25 protein-coding genes are annotated in these 16,659 nt (G+C 58.2%); all 25 read left to right on the top strand.

Annotated elements, in window-relative coordinates; all coding sequences use genetic code 11:
* The first annotated feature begins 530 nt into the window (after positions 1-530).
* The 25 genes from QMX93_RS04115 to QMX93_RS03995 all read left to right on the top strand — a co-directional run bounded on the left by QMX93_RS04115 (position 531) and on the right by QMX93_RS03995 (position 16,659).
* Positions 531-857 carry a hypothetical protein gene (locus QMX93_RS04115; protein WP_282352919.1) on the top strand — a complete coding sequence of 109 codons (327 nt, stop codon included), beginning with the start codon at positions 531-533 and terminating at the stop codon, positions 855-857.
* Positions 854-1,147, top strand: a complete 294-nt coding sequence (locus QMX93_RS04110; protein WP_282352917.1) for a hypothetical protein — start codon at positions 854-856, stop codon at positions 1,145-1,147. Before QMX93_RS04115 ends, QMX93_RS04110 begins: the two co-directional genes overlap by 4 nt.
* The gene (locus QMX93_RS04105; protein ID WP_282352915.1) at positions 1,144-1,434 is read left to right on the top strand and encodes a hypothetical protein; all 291 of its coding nucleotides are present in this window, start codon (positions 1,144-1,146) and stop codon (positions 1,432-1,434) included. Before QMX93_RS04110 ends, QMX93_RS04105 begins: the two co-directional genes overlap by 4 nt.
* On the top strand, positions 1,431-2,165 hold the full coding sequence (locus QMX93_RS04100) for a Rha family transcriptional regulator (RefSeq protein ID WP_282352913.1): 735 nt from the start codon (positions 1,431-1,433) through the stop codon (positions 2,163-2,165). The genes QMX93_RS04105 and QMX93_RS04100 overlap by 4 nt, the downstream gene beginning before the upstream one ends.
* Complete coding sequence (locus QMX93_RS04095) at positions 2,162-2,494, top strand: hypothetical protein (RefSeq protein ID WP_282352911.1); 333 nt, start codon at positions 2,162-2,164, stop codon at positions 2,492-2,494. The genes QMX93_RS04100 and QMX93_RS04095 overlap by 4 nt, the downstream gene beginning before the upstream one ends.
* Entirely contained in the window at positions 2,491-2,715 is a 225-nt protein-coding gene (locus QMX93_RS04090) for a hypothetical protein (protein ID WP_282352909.1), read from the top strand. The genes QMX93_RS04095 and QMX93_RS04090 overlap by 4 nt, the downstream gene beginning before the upstream one ends.
* 2 nt (positions 2,716-2,717) lie before the next feature.
* Positions 2,718-3,452: a helix-turn-helix domain-containing protein gene (locus tag QMX93_RS04085; RefSeq protein ID WP_282352907.1), complete on the top strand. Its 735-nt coding sequence runs from the start codon at positions 2,718-2,720 to the stop codon at positions 3,450-3,452.
* On the top strand, positions 3,433-4,236 hold the full coding sequence (locus QMX93_RS04080; protein ID WP_282352905.1) for an ATP-binding protein: 804 nt from the start codon (positions 3,433-3,435) through the stop codon (positions 4,234-4,236). Before QMX93_RS04085 ends, QMX93_RS04080 begins: the two co-directional genes overlap by 20 nt.
* Positions 4,233-5,606 (top strand): DnaB-like helicase C-terminal domain-containing protein, encoded by a 1,374-nt coding sequence (locus QMX93_RS04075; protein WP_282352903.1) that lies wholly within the window; start codon positions 4,233-4,235, stop codon positions 5,604-5,606. Before QMX93_RS04080 ends, QMX93_RS04075 begins: the two co-directional genes overlap by 4 nt.
* A complete protein-coding gene (locus QMX93_RS04070) occupies positions 5,603-6,238 on the top strand; it encodes a hypothetical protein (protein ID WP_282352901.1) in 636 nt (211 codons plus the stop codon). Before QMX93_RS04075 ends, QMX93_RS04070 begins: the two co-directional genes overlap by 4 nt.
* Entirely contained in the window at positions 6,235-6,534 is a 300-nt protein-coding gene (locus QMX93_RS04065) for a hypothetical protein (RefSeq protein ID WP_282352899.1), read from the top strand. Before QMX93_RS04070 ends, QMX93_RS04065 begins: the two co-directional genes overlap by 4 nt.
* The gene (locus QMX93_RS04060) at positions 6,534-7,079 is read left to right on the top strand and encodes a hypothetical protein (protein ID WP_282352897.1); all 546 of its coding nucleotides are present in this window, start codon (positions 6,534-6,536) and stop codon (positions 7,077-7,079) included. Before QMX93_RS04065 ends, QMX93_RS04060 begins: the two co-directional genes overlap by 1 nt.
* Before the next feature lie 329 nt (positions 7,080-7,408).
* Positions 7,409-8,386: a DUF1983 domain-containing protein gene (locus QMX93_RS04055; protein WP_282352896.1), complete on the top strand. Its 978-nt coding sequence runs from the start codon at positions 7,409-7,411 to the stop codon at positions 8,384-8,386.
* Between the two features lie 38 nt (positions 8,387-8,424).
* Positions 8,425-8,799 carry a putative holin gene (locus QMX93_RS04050; RefSeq protein WP_115146270.1) on the top strand — a complete coding sequence of 125 codons (375 nt, stop codon included), beginning with the start codon at positions 8,425-8,427 and terminating at the stop codon, positions 8,797-8,799.
* On the top strand, positions 8,792-9,076 hold the full coding sequence (locus QMX93_RS04045) for a phage holin family protein (RefSeq protein WP_282352888.1): 285 nt from the start codon (positions 8,792-8,794) through the stop codon (positions 9,074-9,076). The genes QMX93_RS04050 and QMX93_RS04045 overlap by 8 nt, the downstream gene beginning before the upstream one ends.
* A 59-nt stretch (positions 9,077-9,135) precedes the next feature.
* On the top strand, positions 9,136-9,366 hold the full coding sequence (locus QMX93_RS04040; protein WP_004573849.1) for a hypothetical protein: 231 nt from the start codon (positions 9,136-9,138) through the stop codon (positions 9,364-9,366).
* A gap of 184 nt (positions 9,367-9,550) precedes the next feature.
* On the top strand, positions 9,551-9,790 hold the full coding sequence (locus QMX93_RS04035; protein ID WP_282352886.1) for a hypothetical protein: 240 nt from the start codon (positions 9,551-9,553) through the stop codon (positions 9,788-9,790).
* 57 nt (positions 9,791-9,847) lie between these two features.
* On the top strand, positions 9,848-10,096 hold the full coding sequence (locus QMX93_RS04030) for a hypothetical protein (protein WP_282352884.1): 249 nt from the start codon (positions 9,848-9,850) through the stop codon (positions 10,094-10,096).
* Complete coding sequence (locus QMX93_RS04025) at positions 10,096-10,443, top strand: HNH endonuclease signature motif containing protein (protein ID WP_282352882.1); 348 nt, start codon at positions 10,096-10,098, stop codon at positions 10,441-10,443. Before QMX93_RS04030 ends, QMX93_RS04025 begins: the two co-directional genes overlap by 1 nt.
* Before the next feature lie 138 nt (positions 10,444-10,581).
* Complete coding sequence (locus QMX93_RS04020; RefSeq protein ID WP_282352880.1) at positions 10,582-11,055, top strand: terminase small subunit; 474 nt, start codon at positions 10,582-10,584, stop codon at positions 11,053-11,055.
* On the top strand, positions 11,052-12,749 hold the full coding sequence (locus tag QMX93_RS04015; protein WP_282352879.1) for a terminase large subunit: 1,698 nt from the start codon (positions 11,052-11,054) through the stop codon (positions 12,747-12,749). Before QMX93_RS04020 ends, QMX93_RS04015 begins: the two co-directional genes overlap by 4 nt.
* The gene (locus tag QMX93_RS04010; protein WP_282352877.1) at positions 12,749-14,146 is read left to right on the top strand and encodes a phage portal protein; all 1,398 of its coding nucleotides are present in this window, start codon (positions 12,749-12,751) and stop codon (positions 14,144-14,146) included. The genes QMX93_RS04015 and QMX93_RS04010 overlap by 1 nt, the downstream gene beginning before the upstream one ends.
* 14 nt (positions 14,147-14,160) lie before the next feature.
* A complete protein-coding gene (locus tag QMX93_RS04005) occupies positions 14,161-15,048 on the top strand; it encodes a head maturation protease, ClpP-related (protein ID WP_282352875.1) in 888 nt (295 codons plus the stop codon).
* A complete protein-coding gene (locus tag QMX93_RS04000; protein ID WP_282352873.1) occupies positions 15,045-16,259 on the top strand; it encodes a phage major capsid protein in 1,215 nt (404 codons plus the stop codon). Before QMX93_RS04005 ends, QMX93_RS04000 begins: the two co-directional genes overlap by 4 nt.
* Positions 16,260-16,302: 43 nt before the next feature.
* Positions 16,303-16,659, top strand: coding sequence for a hypothetical protein (locus QMX93_RS03995; RefSeq protein WP_282352871.1), 357 nt, complete (start codon positions 16,303-16,305; stop codon positions 16,657-16,659).

The raw sequence follows: 16,659 nt of genomic DNA, 5'->3' as shown, positions 1-16,659 counted from the left end.
AAGAAAGGATTGTATGACCTTCATGAGTGCGTTGCGTTGCGAGTGTCGCCCCCTATTACACATCGACACGAAAAATGGAAGGCCCTCCGCAGGGCCTGATCAGCGACTTCCATTGGCTGGCATTTTTTTGCCCAATGAAAAAAGGATTACTCACCACCCAATATTAGCGAGAGAGGCTTTGAAATTCCGCGCATGCGCGGAATTTCTGAAGATGCGACGACTTAATACAGGAACGCGACATCTTGGCGTTTTCTGAAAATTTTAATCGTTATAGCGCCCCTCGGCCTTCGCACTGATAGGTGTGAGTTGCAATTTTTGGAGATGTGATATGCGCGCTCGAACAACTATTCCCCCAACCCGTCCCGGGTAGGCAACGACCCTCTCAGGGGAGGGGGGTTGCATTAATTTTGTGTCGTGGATGATGGGTAAACCTAAACACCAGACACAAAAAAGCCCGCTTCGCAGGCGGGCTTCTTAACCAGACCCTTCGCAGGGGTCTTCGTACTACTTCGTCTTTAGGAGGCGAATCAATGCACCCAAAAAATAGCACCAACCCCCTCGCATCGCAAGAGCTGGTAACAGCCCTTGTCGGTTTTTACAACACACCGATCGATAATCGGGGCATTCAGCTGATGCAGGTCGCACCTGGTACGAACGCTGAGGATGCTCTCCAAACCGCAAAGGCCCTGTCGTCTGGCTTGGGTCAGATATGCCGCCATATGCACGACAGTCTGAACATGGGCGAACTGGCCTACTGCGACGGAATGGCCGCGATCGGGTTCCTCGCCGAGACGGTCAGCGCGTTGGTCTGGTCTGTCCAGAAAGGCGCGGAACCAGTAACGGAGGCCGGCCAATGAACAACTCTATTCCAACCATTCCGGAACTGGCCGCGGAGGCTGAGTTTCAACTTCTAGCCGCGGCAGATCAGTTGAACTGGCTTACGGCACTCGCAAGCGCCATCCAACTCGATCATACCCATGGCCGCGGGAATGCGGCGAAGTATCTGGCCGAAGTGGCATCTTTCCTCAGCGACACCGGCTTTAGCGGTGTCGAAAGCGCAATTGAAGAGTTCAAGCGACTGCACCAGTCGGCTCTGCAAAACGCAACTCGGCAAGATCCCGAAGCGAAAGTAGAGGGTGGCCAATGAACAATCTTCCTTCTGTTCTCGTTGTTAAGGGCGAGTTGCTGGCTGACGTGACACTCACGGCTGAACAAATGGCCAAGCTGAACGCGGCCCGCGCAACCTTCCGCGAGCTGCAATCGATCCTGCTCTCGCAACTTGTACCGTCGCTCGAAGGTGGTTGGAGCAACCCGATCGCTACTGAGATCGAGAGCCGGCTGGAGTCGATCACCTTCGACACTCAAAATTTTCTATGGCCGCATCGTTTCGCCGGCGCTTCCCACGGCGCTATCTATGCGAGGGCTGCCAAATGACCATTGCCAAATTCCATGGCGGCGATGCCGTCACTATGTCCTCACAAGAGATCGCAGACCTAGTCGGCAAGCGGCACGACAACGTTAAGCGAACCATTGAAACACTGATCGAGCGCGAGACTATTCAACGTCCTCAAATTGAGGAAGTTAGAAACCACCTCGGCCAAGCCGTAGAGCAGTACCAGGTCGGGAAACGTGACAGCTTCGTGGTCGTTGCCCAGCTAAGCCCTGAGTTTACCGCTGCACTAGTTGATCGTTGGCAGGCATTGGAGCAGCAAGCCTCCGAACCTATGACCCAAGCTGAGATTACCGCCGCGAACGCGAACCACTTGGTGGCAGTAGAGCGACAGCAGCGGGAGCAACGGATGGAGCTGGATCGGATCGAAACACGGGTAGCCAATGTCGAGCAGGTTCGCTATCTCGACTCGCGGCCGGCTGGGTTCGAGTCGATGACGACGATCCGCGAGCGCATCAACCTGCGCCACGGCATTCCTCAGTGGGTGATTAATGCCGTAATGCGTGACATCCCTGGCGCGCCGCTTCCGTTCGCCATGGTACGGAGCTCGCACTCTGACGACGGAGCCCAGCCGTACCCGATCTGGCCAACGGCCGACATCACTCGCCGTTTCGACCGGTTCGCTACCGAATGCACGTTCGAGACGGCCGAGCGAGCAACCCATCCCGACATTCAGCAAGGCCGGTTCAAGCTGCGCCCGAGGAAATCCGCATGAGCGAAAAGACAGCCGCGTCGACTACAGAGCCAACTGTAATCGATGAGTCATACATGGAGCGGTTCACCAATGATCAACTGGCGTACAAGGCATGGATTGGCGCTGACCTGGTGCAGGAAATTCTTTTCGATGATGAGGGCATCGAGTTCTGCATGCAGGACGCCAAGTTCGAAGTTGCTCATGCCGCGATGGCGCTTCGTGTACTTGTCCGTCGATTAACGGGGATGGAACCCGACGCGCTTCGTAATGCTGTGCAGCAGCGTCAGCTGGAGGTGTTGGTGCTCGAGCCGGAAAAGCCTCAGCTCCCCGTCTGGGAGACATTGCAATGAATCGCCACCAGCAAACCACGACGGCCGAGCAAGATTCGGTGTCGGTAATTGCCGGCCCGTGGCCGAGCTACGCGGCGTTTAAGGGCCTGCCAGACCGTGATCGCTGGGTTTTGTACGGATCTGCCAAGGCCTACCGCCAAGCTTTGGAGGATCAAGGTTTGGTGATGGCCGAGACCTACGACGCCTTTATCCGCCGCGTCTGCGCCGAGTTGGAGATCTGACGATGAGCATGGATCTGATGGTCAAGGCTATGAAGACGAAGGTTGGCAATCCGTTACGCAAGCTGGTGCTGGTCAAACTGGCCGACAACGCCAGCGATATCGGGGAGTGCTGGCCGTCCTACCAGCACATCGCCGACCAGTGCGAGATCGACCGGAGCACGGTGCGCAAGCACATCAAGCAGCTTGAGGCTCAAGGGCTGCTGCGTATCGAGAACCGGGAAGGCCCGAAAGGCAACTCAACCAATCTGTATTTCCTGAACCTTTGGGCTGTAGGCCAAAAAAGCACCCCTGTAGGCCCAAAAAGCACAGGTGTAGGCACACAGCCTACAGGGGGTGTAGGCCCAGAAAGCACCAGAACCAGTCACTCTTCTGAACCAGTCAAAGAGCCTAAAACCTTGTGCACATCGGAAGTGAAAATGGCTGAGGCCTTTGAAGTGTTTTGGAAGCTGTACCCGAACAAAAAAGCCAAGGCGAGCGCTCGTAAGGCCTGGGACAAGCTCAAGCCAAGCGCCGAGCTACGGCAAACCCTTATGACCGCATTGGGCAGTCACCGTATTTCCCGAGATTGGACGAAGGACGACGGGCAATACGTGCCGATGGCCTCGACCTGGCTCAACGGCGAGCGCTGGCATGACGAGCTCGCGCCGGCGACTGGGAGGACTTCGACGTTCACTAACTTGCCGCAACACGAACCAAACGCTTATCCGGAGATGCCACATGGCCAAACCAATTTCTAACTTCAGCCGCGTGCCGGATGTTCGGTTCTTCGAGGCGCAGTGCCTGGTGCATGGCACGGTCGACGGCGCTGAGGTTGAGCAGTTCGACGGTTCGTATCTGGTGCGCACTTGCCGCCGGTGCCAGTGGGAGGCGATGAACACTGCCGACAAACGCAGCGAAGCTCACACCGAGGCTCTGGCCCACCGTAAAGCGACGACGCTAAACGAGCTGCTAATCGGGTCGGGCATCACGCCGCGGTTTGCGGAGTGCACGCTGGGTAACTTCACCACTGGCGCGGAGCTGGAAAAGGTTCGCGCCTTGTCGACCTGTCAGTCGTACGTTGATCAGTTCGAAGAGAACTATCGCGCCGGCCGCTCGTTGATCCTCTCCGGCAACGTCGGTACCGGGAAAACGCATCTGGCCAGTGGGATGGTTCAGCAGGTCATTCGCAAGTTCAGCGCAGCGGCGTTGATCGTCTCGGCCGCAGAGATCATTCGTATAGCCAAGGGCGCGATGGTGCGGGGTGCGGAGTACACCGAGCGCGACGTGATCACCGAATTGGCGAGCCTGGATCTGCTGGTGATCGACGAGATCGGCGCGCAGAAGGGGAGTGAATACGAACTCGGCTTGCTGCATGAAGTCATTGATCGACGGTATCAGTTGGTGCTCCCCACTGTGGTGGTGTCCAACCTGCCTGCCAACGCTCTCGGCCAATTCATCGGCGACCGCGCGCTCGATCGCCTGCGCCAGAACGGTGGTCAAGCAGTCGGCTTCAGTTGGTCTTCGATGAGGGCCACAGCATGAGTGAATATCGCGAACTGTTCAGCGATGAGGCTGAACACGCATTGCTGGGGGCGATGCTGCTGGATGGCGAGCTGTTCGACGCCATCACCAGTCACGTTTCGGCGGCAGACTTTCACGATCCGGAGAATGCCGCGCTCTTCCAGACGATGATTGGCTGTCATGCAGCTGGAAGCCCGGTTGACCCGGTAACACTGCACGACTTCGCCGAGTACCTACCGAGCGGTACCCGCACATTGGCCTACGCCGGTGAGCTGGCGCGCAACACGCCCAGCACCGCCAATTGGAAGGCCTATGCCAAGGTTGTCACAGAGCGCGCCGTGCTGCGCCGTCTGGTGGATGCAGCGGATGCGGTGCGCGAACTTGCCACTGAGAACCGTCCAGCCGCGGAGATCATTGCCAGCGCCCAACAGGCAATGGCGGATTTGCGCGACCTGCAAACCGGAGAGCCGGACTACAAGCGCATGGACGAGGTGGTGACGCGCAACATCGACATCATCGACTCCAAGTTCAACGGCACGCTGCAATCTGGCTTGTCGACCGGGCTGGTGGATCTGGACAAATTGATCCGTGGTCTGCGGAAAAAGACCGTCACCATCGTGGCCGGTCTGCCGGGGAGCGGCAAAACTACTCTTGGGCTGCAGATAGCCCAGCACGTCGCGTGCAGCGGTGCCGGAGTCGGCATGGTGTTCTCGTTGGAAATGCCGGAGGAGGAACTGGGCAATCGTACGCTGGCTTCAATCGGCAGTATCGATCTGCGAAAACTCGATGATGGACAGTTGCAGGACGATGACTGGCCGCGGCTGACTTCGGCGGTGAGCAGGATTGTCGACGTGCCGCTGTTCGTTTGCGACAAGTCCGGTTTGACCGTGGCAAGAATCCGCAGCATTGCCCGCCAGGTGCAGCGCGCACATGGGCTCGACGTGGTGGTGATCGATTACATCGGCCTGATCGGCTCCGATGGTAAGTCGTTCAACCGCACCTCGGAGCTCGGAAAGATCTCGACCGGCATCGTGAACATCGCCAAGGAGTTGGAGGTACCGGTGATCCTGCTGGCGCAATTGAACCGCAACTCAACGAACCGCCCGGGCAAAAAGCCGATCGCCTCCGACCTGCGCGACTCTGGACAGATCGAGGCGGACGCTCACTGCATCATCCTCGTCCACCGCGACAACGACTCGGAGGAGGGCCAGAACGGCGTCACGGAGCTGATCATGCCCAAGTGCAGGCACGCGCCGGTCGGTTCATGTCTCGTTCAGCAGCAGGGCCAGTACGCCCGATTCGTCAACTTCGCCGGCAACCGTGAGCCGAGCAATGAGGAGGTCGAAATGGGCCGCTCGTTCGCCAGTCAGTACAGGGGAAAAAAGGCATGATCGAGCTGAAACAGATGTTCCGGCGATTGACCGGCTTTAGATTTGAAAATCTCACCAGTTCGCTGCAACGCCGGCGGGAGACAGCGCGCACGGCCATTGACGAAGCAACCAACTGCGAGGTTTCAAAAACGCAATTGCTGCAACCGGGAAAGGCATGCGTGCTCCCGAAAGGTGCGGTGCTTGTCCGGGCGCCGAAATATCCGGAAGCCGAGCGTATTGCCGCCTCGATCCGGGACTTTCCGGAAGACTGGGTTTGGAAGATGAAGGGGTACGAAATCGGGCACGTACCTACCGGTTTCATTCTGTGGGTGGCGAACCAAGACTATGGGCTCGCTGAGGTTTACAGCACCGGTGGAAAGGGGGTGTTCGCCAAAGCCGAGCAAGCGATCATTTGGCCGGCCGTCGAGGGTTGGCTGGATCAGCACAGGATCGGGTTCACCGGACGCCTTCCGAAGGTAACGATCATCGGCCGTCAGTCCACCTACTGGTGCTTTGTCAAGGACAAGCCTTGGGTGGGTATCGGCAGTTCTCCGGCGGACGCGTATCGGACGTGGAGCTTCGCTGTCTCCGCCCAAGCGCGCAACAACATCAATCCCAGCGAATACTTGAAAGTTCGGAGCGCCTCGCTATGACCAACGTAACGGCGGCGCTGCCGCGCAAGAGTCTGCTCGAACATGAGCGGAAGTTTTTGAAAATCGCCGGGGACGGCTTGGCACAGGAGAGGGTTGGGGGCGCTGCGGCTTTGGCCTGCCTTCTCGATATGGTCGCCAGTTGGCACGCCACCCGGGTAAACATCGAGTTCGGTGACTACTGCAAGCGCTGGGTTGCGGAGGGGAACGTTAAAAGCAAATCGGCCGACAAGCTACTGCGCAATATCCTCGGCTTGGATGACAATCCACCGCCACGTCGAATCCGGAGGGCTGCCTGATGACCGTATACCGCGATGCAGCGCATTGCATCAGCCGAGTCATGTCGATCGAGATACACGACGGCACGAAGAAGGCGTCCTGGCAGCGTCACTACAAGGCGAGCTTCGACGATGAGTTACCCGGGCAATCAGTGAGCGATGACCTGTCGCCCGAGGAGCGGTTGACTCAAGACTCAATGACTCGGGCAAGCCTCAAGCGCGCCTTGCCGGAAGTCCAGTGGCAGGCATTGGTTGGGAAGTACTCGATCAACCAGAACGAGGTGAGGGCTGCTGCGGCGTACCTCACGCCGCGGGTGGTCAGTCCCGCCCATCAGTTGTTCAAGACCAAGTGCGTCATGGCATGGATGGTTCCTGAGCGCCGCAATGGGCTTCCCGCATCGTTCTATGTCTTGCACAGCTGGGACTCTGACGGAACGCCCGATCGGACACTGCGGCGATGGAGGTCAATCACCAAGCGCTGGCTTGATGACCAGGTGAGCGCAGCCCATATGTCCGTTGAAGTGCTGTTGGAAGAACTCGGCCTACTGCATCAACTTGTTGCTTGACTGTGGCCAAGTGACCGCGTAGATTTCGAACCTGCGGTTTGGTGCATCACAGGATGACAACCAAACAAAGAAAAGCCCGGCCATTGCGTCGGGTTTTTTTATGCCAAAAATTTGATGTGGGCGTTAAGCCATAGCCAGGGTGGGCCTTCGGGCGGGGCCTGGACGCGGTATCGCCGGTTTGTCACGCGTTACAGAAGAACACCGGCTGCCAACGCACCCTAGTCCTCGATTGTGCTTGCGGGGTGGCGCTGCTGGACTGATGGAAAGACATCGAACCTATTTTCGGGCTCGCCATATCGGCGGGCCTTTTCCGTTTCTGGAGCACGGTAATGCAGAGCCAAAACTACGTGCCGGGTGTCTCCGGCTGGAAGCTCGACCCGAAGACCGGCGACTTCGAAATCAACACTTGCACGCTGGGTTCGGTTGGCGGATTGCCAGAGCGCCAGATTGTGTCGGTCGAGGTCGCCAGCTACAGCAAGTACGACCTGCCCAAGAATGCCGCCAACCTGGTCCAGTTCATGGAGGCCGAACTGCAAAAGGTGCCGGAGGAATACCGGCACGCTGCGGAGTTTGAAGAGTTCGATGCCAGCTACGGCGATGACTCGTTCAGCCCGCGTCTGTTCCTCAGCTACTCGCGCCTCGAAACTGCAGAGGAGTTGGCCGATCGCCTTGAGAAAGCGAAGAGCGCTGGCACCCAAATCAAGTTCGAAGGCGGGGTCACCACCATCACCCAAGATGGCGTTATCCGTTGCCGGATTGGCAACCTCAACGCACCAGAGCCTAAGCATGGCACTGCTGATCAGCCAGCGAAGCCTTTCGTCGTGGTCGATGGTACGACCTACCTGAACGAGGCGTTCATCAAGGACGGCGCGATCGCCCGCGCCAAGATCGCCAGTAATTGGTCGGTGAAGATGCAGGTCACCGCCGACGGAAAATATGTCGCGGCCGGTATCGGCCTCGGTTTTCCATCGCAGTTCCTGGTCAGTGCTGATCGGTTTGCGCTGGAGATCAAGCGTCGATCCTCCGAGGCTGTTCTGTCGGCGTTTTCGCAGACTCTCAATGACGCCGAGCTGGGCAAGGAGCTGGCTGAAAAGATCGGCAAGATTCACCCTCGCGGCAAATTCGGCGAGCTCAAAGACAGGGTGGACGCGCTTCGCAAGGATCTCGACCAGCTCAACCTTGAGCGGATCGGCGAGAAAGGCAACTCGGACGGTGCAAGCATGCTCCTCGACCGCCGCCTCGCATCGATTGATCTCCGCCTGGACATCCTCGAATCGAACCGCTTTCGCCGGCCATGCGCCAACTGATCCCAGGACGGGATAACAATCAAATCAGGAGCAAACCAATGGCCGAACCGAGTGCCGGCGTACTGGCGGCGACGGCTGTTGTGGGAGTCACCACTGCAAGCCTGATTCCCGGAGTGGATGTGAATGCGGTGGTAGGTGGCTTTGCCGGTGCCATGTTCTTCGTGGTGTTCGCCCGAGACCTTACCCCGCTGTCGAGGCTTGGCTATTTCATCGCCTCATGGGTTGCCGGCTACTACGTGGCCAGCGAGATCATCGGCCGAGAGTGGGCCAAGACATCAGGGCTTGTCGCCTTCTTCGGCGCCCTGTTCTGCGTGGCCGTCTGCATCAGCCTGCTGGAATGGGTGAGCGGCGGCAAAATGCCCGGTTGGCTGCAATGGTTCGCCGATCGTATCGGAGGACGTCCCAATGGTTGATCCATGGACTTTGATTGCAGGCGCGCTGTGTGGCGCGATCTGCCTGCGCATTGCCGTCTACCGCCGCGAGGGTGCCCGGTACCGCGCTGGCGTCTCATGGTTGGCGTATCTGCTGGCAGTTGGCACGGGGTGCGAGTCGCTCCAGATCACCCTGGCAACGCTGACAGCCAAGCCAGCGTCGGCGGTGTCGCCGTTCCTGCTGATGGTGTTGGTTGTCCTGCTGGTGCTGGTCTACCGCGCTAGGGGCAACGTGGCTCGCATTCTTCGAATGGATTGAGCCGCGACACGTTTTCACATAACTCAAATTGTGTCGCGACACGCGACGAGGAGAGCGGCATGGACAATCAGCACAAGAAGATCACCGGCTACCGCGACCTAACCCAGTCCGAAATCGATGGCATGAATTCGATCAAGGCTCTGGAAGCCGACGCTGGCGAACTGTTCAAGCAGATCGGTCAGATTGAAGGCGTTGACCCGCGCCTGCTGGCCTTGGCTAAGACCAATCTCCAGCAGGGCTTCATGTGGTTCGTACGCTCGATCGCCAAGCCTGCAGATCCATTCAGCTGATGGGTAGCTGCGGCGACATCCCTCCACCGCCAAAGACGGAGTGGCGCGGAAGAACGGCGCCACCGTCACCACCGCCGATGCGCATCCACAGCGATTCACTGGTTCCAGGTATTGGTTCGCTGTTGGTGGTGCTGGTGTTCATCACCGGTGTAGCGGTAGGCGTCAAGATGGCAGGAGGTTGGTGATGAAGTTGATACTCAAGCGGGTTGGAGATGATCCGCGCCTGATCCGACAGCTCGGCGATCATCGTCCTGCTGAACAGATTGAAGACCATCGCCCGTTCGGCCTGCACACAGAGGACGGCACTATCCTGCCGTGCCAGGTTAGCACCAGCATGAACAGCGAGCGCGGCGGCCCAGTGCAAGTGACCGTGATGTTCACCGTCAACGGGCGCGACCTTGTCGTACAGGGTGATCCAGTATGAGTTGCTCAGGATGTGCAGATCGCCGCGAATGGATCAAGAAGTGGAGCAAGGTGGCCTATGAGCGAGCGCAACGAATTCTCGGCCCAAGTGCTGATCAGTCCCGAGCAGATGAAAGTGATAGCCGGTTGGGAGCAGGAGTTCCTGTCGATCTTCAAGCAACAGCTCCAAGAGCAGATGAAGACCAACGAACTGCTGACAGCCCTGATTCAGTCAATGAGTGACGAGCAGGTTGATGACGATGACGATGACGATGACGCCGAGCCGCTGACCTACATGGACGGCACGCCAATCAACGGTGGTGGATGATGGCCAAGCTGACCTCGCTCAAATCTGGGCTGCAGACTCAACCTTCACGCCTCGCCAACATCAACCCCGACTCATGGCGGGCAGGCAAGCAAACAGCGGCTCAACGTGGCTACGGCTACAAGTGGCAGAAGGCTCGGGTTGGCTGGCTGGAGCAGCACCCCCTCTGCGTCTACTGCGAACGCAACGGGCTAGTGACGGCAGGCACCATCGTTGACCACATCGTCGAGCATCGCGGTGACCAGGCATTGTTTTGGGCACGTAGCAACTGGCAGACGCTGTGCCAACCCTGCCACGACATCGTGAAGAAGGCCGAGGAGGTCGCCCGGAGAAATGAGGCACGCGATTGACGTGCTTCGGAGGGTTGTGGCACGTCAGTCCCCTGAGCGCGACGGGGGAGGGGTGGGGCAAGAGTCCACACCTTTTTGCTCTAAGACCACCCTCCATCGCACGCGTGAATTTTTTTCCTCTTTTAAAGGGATTTGTTAATGGCGTTAACAGACAAAAAGCGCCGTTTTGTCGAGTCAAAGGCCGCTGGCGCCTCGAACCGAGAAGCGGCGGAGGCCGCAGGTTACGCGGCCGCCAGCGCATCAGCCGCCGGTTCAAGACTTGCCAAAGATCCTGATGTGGTCGCCGCGCTTAAGAAGTTAAAAGCCCGAAAAGATGTTAAAGCTGCCGAGAAAACCACGCCCTCGGATTCTTCTCCATCGCTTGATGATGAATCCGATGAATTGACCGAGATGCCGCACACAGACGATCCACTTGTTTGGCTGCTGGCATTGATGAATGAACCCAACGCCAAAATGTTCGACCGGCGCAACGCGGCTCAGTCGGCGCTCCCGTATTTTCACGGCAAGAAGTCCGGCATGGGCAAAAAAGAGCAGAAGCTCGAGGATGCGGAAAAGGTAGGGGCTAGCACCCGATTCGGTCTGCGCGAGCGCCACCTGAAGGCCGTGAAATGAACGCTTGGACTACCGCCTGCCCTGACTGGGAAGAGCGAATCGCGCAAGGTCAATCGTTGGTTCCACTGGCGCCGATCTTTCCCGATCAGGCGGAGGACGCGCTTGATGTGTTCGGTAACCTTCGGATGGTCGATGCCGACGGCAGCCCGCTGATGGCCGATACCTGCAGAGACTGGGTTCTCGACTTGGTGGCTGCACTGTTCGGTGCATACGATGCCGAGACCGGTCGCCGGCTGATCACCAATTATTTTCTGATGGTGAGCAAGAAGAACGGGAAAAGCACCATTGCCGCAGGGATCATGCTGACGGCGCTGATCTTGAACACCCGGCCATCTGGCGAGTTTCTGATTCTGGCCCCCACTAAAGAGGCTGCCGACAACGCCTTCAAGCCTATCCGGGACATGATCGACGCCGACGAAGAGCTACAGGCTAGGTTCCACGTTCAGGAATACAGCCGGATCGTTACCGATCGCCTGAACAAAGCGAATTTGAAAGTTGTCGCCGCTGACTCTGCGACGGTAACCGGCAAGAAGGCCACCGGGGTGTTTATCGACGAACTTTGGGAGTTCGGCAAGCAGGCTAAGTCGGCCAAGATGCTTGTAGAGGCCACTGGTGGTCTGGCTTCACGGCCTGAAGGCTTCGTCTTCTATTGCACTACGCAGTCCGACGAGCCGCCTGCCGGCGTGTTCAAAGCAAAGCTTGATTACGCCCGGAAAGTCCGTGATGGCAAGGTCAAGGATCAACGGTTTCTGCCGGTCATTTACGAATTCCCTCAAGGGATGATCAAGCGCAACGAACACCGAGACCTGGCAAATGCCCATGTCACCAATCCGAACTGGGGGTTGTCGGTTGATCAGCAGGTAATCGAACAGAAGTATCAAGAGGCCAGGGAGGAGGGCGAAGGAGCGGTTCGCGGCTTTCTTGCCAAACATTTGAACGTCGAAATCGGTCTCGACCTAAGATCTGATCGCTGGGCCGGCGCTGACCACTGGGAAAACGCCGCAGAGCAAGGAATGACACTGGAGGCACTGCTTGCAGGGGCAGAGGTCGTGACGGTGGGCATTGATGGCGGCGGGCTGGATGACCTGCTTGGCTTGACAGTGCTCGGGCGCGAGCCCGTTACGCGGCGCTGGCTTCACTGGTCTCACGCCTGGGCTCACAAGATTGTTTTCGAGCGCCGCAAGGATATTGCGAGCGTCCTTTACGACTTTGAGCGTGACGGAGATCTCACAATCGTCGATCGCCCAGGCGACGACGTCCAAGCCGTAGCGGACATCATTTGCGACATCCGCGATCGAGGGCTGCTACCAGAAAAGCTCGCGATTGGTGTGGACGCTGCGGGTATCGGAGACATTGTCGACGAACTCACCACGGAAGAGCGCGGCATCGTGATGGAGCAAATCGTCGCTATCTCCCAGGGCTGGAGGCTGAACGGCGCAATCAAAACTACAGAACGCAAGGTTGCTGGCGGTGAGCTGGTTCATTGCGGAAGTGCGCTGATGAGTTGGTGCGTAAGCAATGCGCGGATTGTCCCCCAGGGCAACGCCATCACGATCACTAAGCAGGCCAGCGGCTCGGCAAAAATCGACCCGCTCATGTCCACATTTGATGCCGTCTCTCTGATGGCCCTGAACCCCGAAGGCGCTGGCGACCTGCAGGGCTTTTTCGATAACCCGATCATGGTAGGAATCTGATGGCCAACAAAAAACCAGGCCGGGTGAAGGCTGCGCTGCAGAACTGGCTCGGCGTCTCGGTTGGGCTGAAGGATGGCTCGTTCTGGGAGGAGTGGTTCGGGACATCGGCGGCGGGCAAGCATGTGTCGGTAGATAAAGCCATGCAGCTGTCCACCGTTTGGGCCTGCGTGCGGTTGCTATCCGAATCTGTATCCACGCTACCGCTCAAGCTTTACCAGCGTATGCCTGACGGCTCTCGCACGCCGGCGAAGGATCACCAGTTGTATCGGGTTTTGTGTCGGGTGCCGAATTCGGAGATGACGCCTCAGCGTTTCATGCTGCTGGTCGTGGCGAGCATCTGCCTTCGCGGCAATGCCTTCGTCGAAAAGAAAATGATCGGCAGCCGGATCATCGCGCTGGTGCCGCTGCTACCGCAGTGCATGAGTGTGAAGCGCCTGGATACCGGTCGGCTGAAATATACCTACACCGAGAACGGTAACGAACGGGATATTCCTGAGAAGAACCTCATGCACATCCGCGGCTTCGGTCTGGATGGTGTCTGTGGGATGTTGCCAGTTACAACCGGCCGCGAGATTTTCGGATCGGCGATGGCAGTTGAGGAGGCAGCCGCGAAGGTGTTTGCCCAGGGCATGCAGGCTTCCGGCATCCTCAGCAGTGACGCCAAAATCACTCCGCAGCAGCGAGAGCAGCTCCGGACGAGTCTCAATGCGTTCATGGGTTCGAAGAACGCCGGCAAGATCATGGTCGCGGAAGCGGGCTTCAAGTATCAGGGCATCACAATGAACCCTGAAGCGGCGCAGATGCTGGAGTCTCGATCGTTCAATATCGAGGAGATGTGCCGCTGGTTCCGTGTTCCGCCGTTCATGGTTGGGCATATGGACAAGCAGTCCAGTTGGGCAAGCTCGGTTGAGGCGCAGAACCTGCACTTCCTGACCAACAGCCTCCGGCCTTTGCTGGTGAATATCGAGCAGGAGATCACTCGCTGCCTGATCGGCGACGCAGATGCTGACGAGTATTTCGCTGAGTTCGCCGTTGAGGGTCTGCTCCGTGCTGATAGCGCCGGCCGTGGCGCCTGGTACAACACTGCGCTGCAAAATGGCTGGATGTGCCGAAACGAAGTGCGTCGACTGGAGAACCTGCCGCCAATTCCTGGTGGTGACATTTACACGGTCCAGTCCGCGCTGGTTTCACTCGATCAGCTTGGAAAGCAATCGGCCGGTATGTCTCCAGCTGCGACAGCTTTCATGCTGCGAATTGCTGCCGCCAACCAAGCGGGCGACAAGGCGACTCTCTCGGATGCTTTCGAGCTTGCCAACAAGGCGCTGGAATCCGGAAACCCGGACGGGCCACTGATGGCCCATGCGCTGATTTCGCTGCCTTTGCTTAAAGCAGCCTGACCCTGGAGTAAATCATGACCCTGAAGACCATTCCGGTGGCTCCGGCGGCTCGCCCGTGCGCGCGGGTTGGGTGCGACCTCACGCCGAAGGCGCTGGAGCGCTGGAATCCATCAATCAAAGCGACCTCTACCGATGACAACACCATCACGATATACGACCCGATCGGGTACGACTGGTGGACTGGGGACGGTGTAACCGCCAAGCGCGTCAGCGCTGCGCTGCGCAGTATCGGCGATAACGACGTGACAGTGAAAATCAACAGCCCGGGCGGTGATGTATTTGAGGGGCTGGCGATCTACAACCTTCTGCGAGAGCACAAGGGCAAGGTGACCGTCCAGATTCTCGGCTTGGCAGCCTCAGCGGCATCGTTCATTGCGATGGCGGGCGATGAGGTGCAGATCGCTCGCGCCGGCTTCTTGATGATCCACAACAGCTGGACCGGCGTTGCTGGTGACCGAAACGAAATTCGCGAAGTTGCTGACTTCCTCGAGCAGATCGATGGATCTCTTGCCGACATCTACGCCGTGCGAACCGGTGACAAGGTCGAGGAAATGAGCCGGCTCATGGATGTTGAAACCTGGATGGGCGGCTCAGCCGCCATCGATGCTGGCTTTGCTGACTCACTGCTGGCTTCGGACGCAACGAAAGAAGACGCCAGCGCAATGACACCCCACCAGGTGGCCGCGCGCCGCCTGGACATGATTCTTGCGAAACAGGGCATGCCACGCACCGAGCGGCGATCTCTGATTCAAGACCTCAAGGCGGGTATGCCTGGCGCTACCCCCTCCGGCAAGCAGAACGCTGCCGAAACACCGGCCGACCTGGCCAACCCAATCGCCGAACTACAAGCCGCACTTTCGCGGTTCTCGGCAGCAGCATCCCAAACCGGAGAAAAACCATGAGCGACACTACCGCTGACCTCTTGAAGAACGTTTCCAACGAACTCAAAAAGGCCACCGACGAATTCAGTAAGCAGGCTGAAAACGCGCTGGCGGAAGCCAAAAAAGCTGGCTCTCTGTCCGCTGAAACAAAAAATGCAGTCGACGAACTGGCGACCAAATTCAACAGCCTCACCGAAGCGGAAAAGCAGTTGAAAGCGCAGCTCGGTGAGCTGGAGCAGGAATTCGCGCGCACTCCTGCGAACACCGCTGCGGCATCCCGCGATACGGTCGGTGGCGTAGTCATCAAAAGCGAAGCGCTGAAGCAGTTCTCTGCACATGTCGAAGGTAATCGTCGTATCAGCATCCCTGTTCATGCTGCTCTTTTGAGCGGCAATGTGCCGACGGGCATTATTGAGCCGACTCGCCTGCCTGGTATTGATTCGCCGCCGAAGCAGCGACTGTTCATCCGAGATTTGATCGCACCAGGCCGTACCGACTCTTCTGCCATTTTCTGGGTGCAGCAAACCGGTTTCACCAACGCCGCTCGGGTTGTCGCCGAGGGCACCGCGAAGCCGTACAGCGATATCCAGTTCGCGACCAAAATCACCCCGGTGAGCACCATCGCGCACATGTTCAAAGCATCGAAGCAGATCCTCGATGATTTCTCGCAGTTGCAGTCCACCATCGATATCGAAATGCGTTACGGCCTGAAATACGCGGAAGAACAGGAAATCCTGTTCGGTGATGGGACAGGCGTTCATCTGCACGGCATCGTGCCGCAGGCCACTGCATTCGATCCGGCGTTTACCGTTGAGCATCAGTCGGGCATCGATGACCTGCGCTTGGCAATGTTGCAGGCCCAGCTGGCGCGACTGCCTGCGTCCGGTCACGTCCTGCACTTCATCGACTGGGCAAAGATCGAACTGACCAAGGACACCTTGGGGCGCTACATCCTGGCTAACCCGCTCGGCCTTGCTGGCCCGCTGCTGTGGGGGCTGCCTGTCGTTGCAACTGAAATTGCCGCGTTCCAAGGCAAGTTCCTCACAGGTGCATTCCAGACCGGTGCGCAGTTGTTCGATCGCGAAGATGCCAACGTGGTGATCTCCACCGAGAACGCCGATGACTTCGAGAAGAACATGATCTCGATTCGTTGCGAAGAACGAGCAGCTCTGGCGGTCAAGCGTCCGGAAGCGTTCATCTACGGCACGTTCACCCCACCAACCACCCCTTAATCAAAGCGGGGTCGCCTCACGGCGGCCCCGATTGGAGACCGCCATGAGACTGATACTGATCAAGCCGTTACTGCTTGCGGGTGTTGCCTATCCGGAAGGGAAGTCTTTCATCACCGACGAGCAGCACGGGCGCCAATTGAAGGATCGGGGTTATGCCGAGGATGACGACGGCACGGATGATCCAGTCGTTGACTTGACAGAGCAGCAATCGGGCACAGCACCGCTGACCACGGAAGGTCTCAGCGGGCCCCCCAAGGCCTTTGATCTGAAGCAACTGGGCCATGGTCATTGGATCGTGGTGAACGCTGATGGTCAGCAGGTCGGCGAATTCAGCGGAAACAAGGCCGCTGCAATTGCCGAAGTAGAGCGACTCACCGCTGAATCAGCTCCGCAGGTATAA

This window comes from Pseudomonas sp. PS01303 (assembly GCF_029959385.1).
GTDB classification, from domain to species: Bacteria; Pseudomonadota; Gammaproteobacteria; order Pseudomonadales; family Pseudomonadaceae; genus Aquipseudomonas; species Aquipseudomonas rustica.
Note: the sequence above shows the minus strand (reverse complement) of the source record. Positions and strands in the feature narration are given on the sequence as shown.

Excerpts from the sequence above, each read along its gene's own strand:
- QMX93_RS04115 (WP_282352919.1), top strand. The coding sequence starts at position 531 with ATGCACCCAAAAAATAGCACCAACCCCCTCGCATCGCAAGAGCTGGTA.
- QMX93_RS04110 (WP_282352917.1), top strand. The coding sequence starts at position 854 with ATGAACAACTCTATTCCAACCATTCCGGAACTGGCCGCGGAGGCTGAG.
- QMX93_RS04105 (WP_282352915.1), top strand. The coding sequence starts at position 1,144 with ATGAACAATCTTCCTTCTGTTCTCGTTGTTAAGGGCGAGTTGCTGGCT.
- QMX93_RS04100 (WP_282352913.1), top strand. The coding sequence starts at position 1,431 with ATGACCATTGCCAAATTCCATGGCGGCGATGCCGTCACTATGTCCTCA.
- QMX93_RS04095 (WP_282352911.1), top strand. The coding sequence starts at position 2,162 with ATGAGCGAAAAGACAGCCGCGTCGACTACAGAGCCAACTGTAATCGAT.
- QMX93_RS04090 (WP_282352909.1), top strand. The coding sequence starts at position 2,491 with ATGAATCGCCACCAGCAAACCACGACGGCCGAGCAAGATTCGGTGTCG.
- QMX93_RS04085 (WP_282352907.1), top strand. The coding sequence starts at position 2,718 with ATGAGCATGGATCTGATGGTCAAGGCTATGAAGACGAAGGTTGGCAAT.
- QMX93_RS04080 (WP_282352905.1), top strand. The coding sequence starts at position 3,433 with ATGGCCAAACCAATTTCTAACTTCAGCCGCGTGCCGGATGTTCGGTTC.
- QMX93_RS04075 (WP_282352903.1), top strand. The coding sequence starts at position 4,233 with ATGAGTGAATATCGCGAACTGTTCAGCGATGAGGCTGAACACGCATTG.
- QMX93_RS04070 (WP_282352901.1), top strand. The coding sequence starts at position 5,603 with ATGATCGAGCTGAAACAGATGTTCCGGCGATTGACCGGCTTTAGATTT.
- QMX93_RS04065 (WP_282352899.1), top strand. The coding sequence starts at position 6,235 with ATGACCAACGTAACGGCGGCGCTGCCGCGCAAGAGTCTGCTCGAACAT.
- QMX93_RS04060 (WP_282352897.1), top strand. The coding sequence starts at position 6,534 with ATGACCGTATACCGCGATGCAGCGCATTGCATCAGCCGAGTCATGTCG.
- QMX93_RS04055 (WP_282352896.1), top strand. The coding sequence starts at position 7,409 with ATGCAGAGCCAAAACTACGTGCCGGGTGTCTCCGGCTGGAAGCTCGAC.
- QMX93_RS04050 (WP_115146270.1), top strand. The coding sequence starts at position 8,425 with ATGGCCGAACCGAGTGCCGGCGTACTGGCGGCGACGGCTGTTGTGGGA.
- QMX93_RS04045 (WP_282352888.1), top strand. The coding sequence starts at position 8,792 with ATGGTTGATCCATGGACTTTGATTGCAGGCGCGCTGTGTGGCGCGATC.
- QMX93_RS04040 (WP_004573849.1), top strand. The coding sequence starts at position 9,136 with ATGGACAATCAGCACAAGAAGATCACCGGCTACCGCGACCTAACCCAG.
- QMX93_RS04035 (WP_282352886.1), top strand. The coding sequence starts at position 9,551 with ATGAAGTTGATACTCAAGCGGGTTGGAGATGATCCGCGCCTGATCCGA.
- QMX93_RS04030 (WP_282352884.1), top strand. The coding sequence starts at position 9,848 with ATGAGCGAGCGCAACGAATTCTCGGCCCAAGTGCTGATCAGTCCCGAG.
- QMX93_RS04025 (WP_282352882.1), top strand. The coding sequence starts at position 10,096 with ATGGCCAAGCTGACCTCGCTCAAATCTGGGCTGCAGACTCAACCTTCA.
- QMX93_RS04020 (WP_282352880.1), top strand. The coding sequence starts at position 10,582 with ATGGCGTTAACAGACAAAAAGCGCCGTTTTGTCGAGTCAAAGGCCGCT.
- QMX93_RS04015 (WP_282352879.1), top strand. The coding sequence starts at position 11,052 with ATGAACGCTTGGACTACCGCCTGCCCTGACTGGGAAGAGCGAATCGCG.
- QMX93_RS04010 (WP_282352877.1), top strand. The coding sequence starts at position 12,749 with ATGGCCAACAAAAAACCAGGCCGGGTGAAGGCTGCGCTGCAGAACTGG.
- QMX93_RS04005 (WP_282352875.1), top strand. The coding sequence starts at position 14,161 with ATGACCCTGAAGACCATTCCGGTGGCTCCGGCGGCTCGCCCGTGCGCG.
- QMX93_RS04000 (WP_282352873.1), top strand. The coding sequence starts at position 15,045 with ATGAGCGACACTACCGCTGACCTCTTGAAGAACGTTTCCAACGAACTC.
- QMX93_RS03995 (WP_282352871.1), top strand. The coding sequence starts at position 16,303 with ATGAGACTGATACTGATCAAGCCGTTACTGCTTGCGGGTGTTGCCTAT.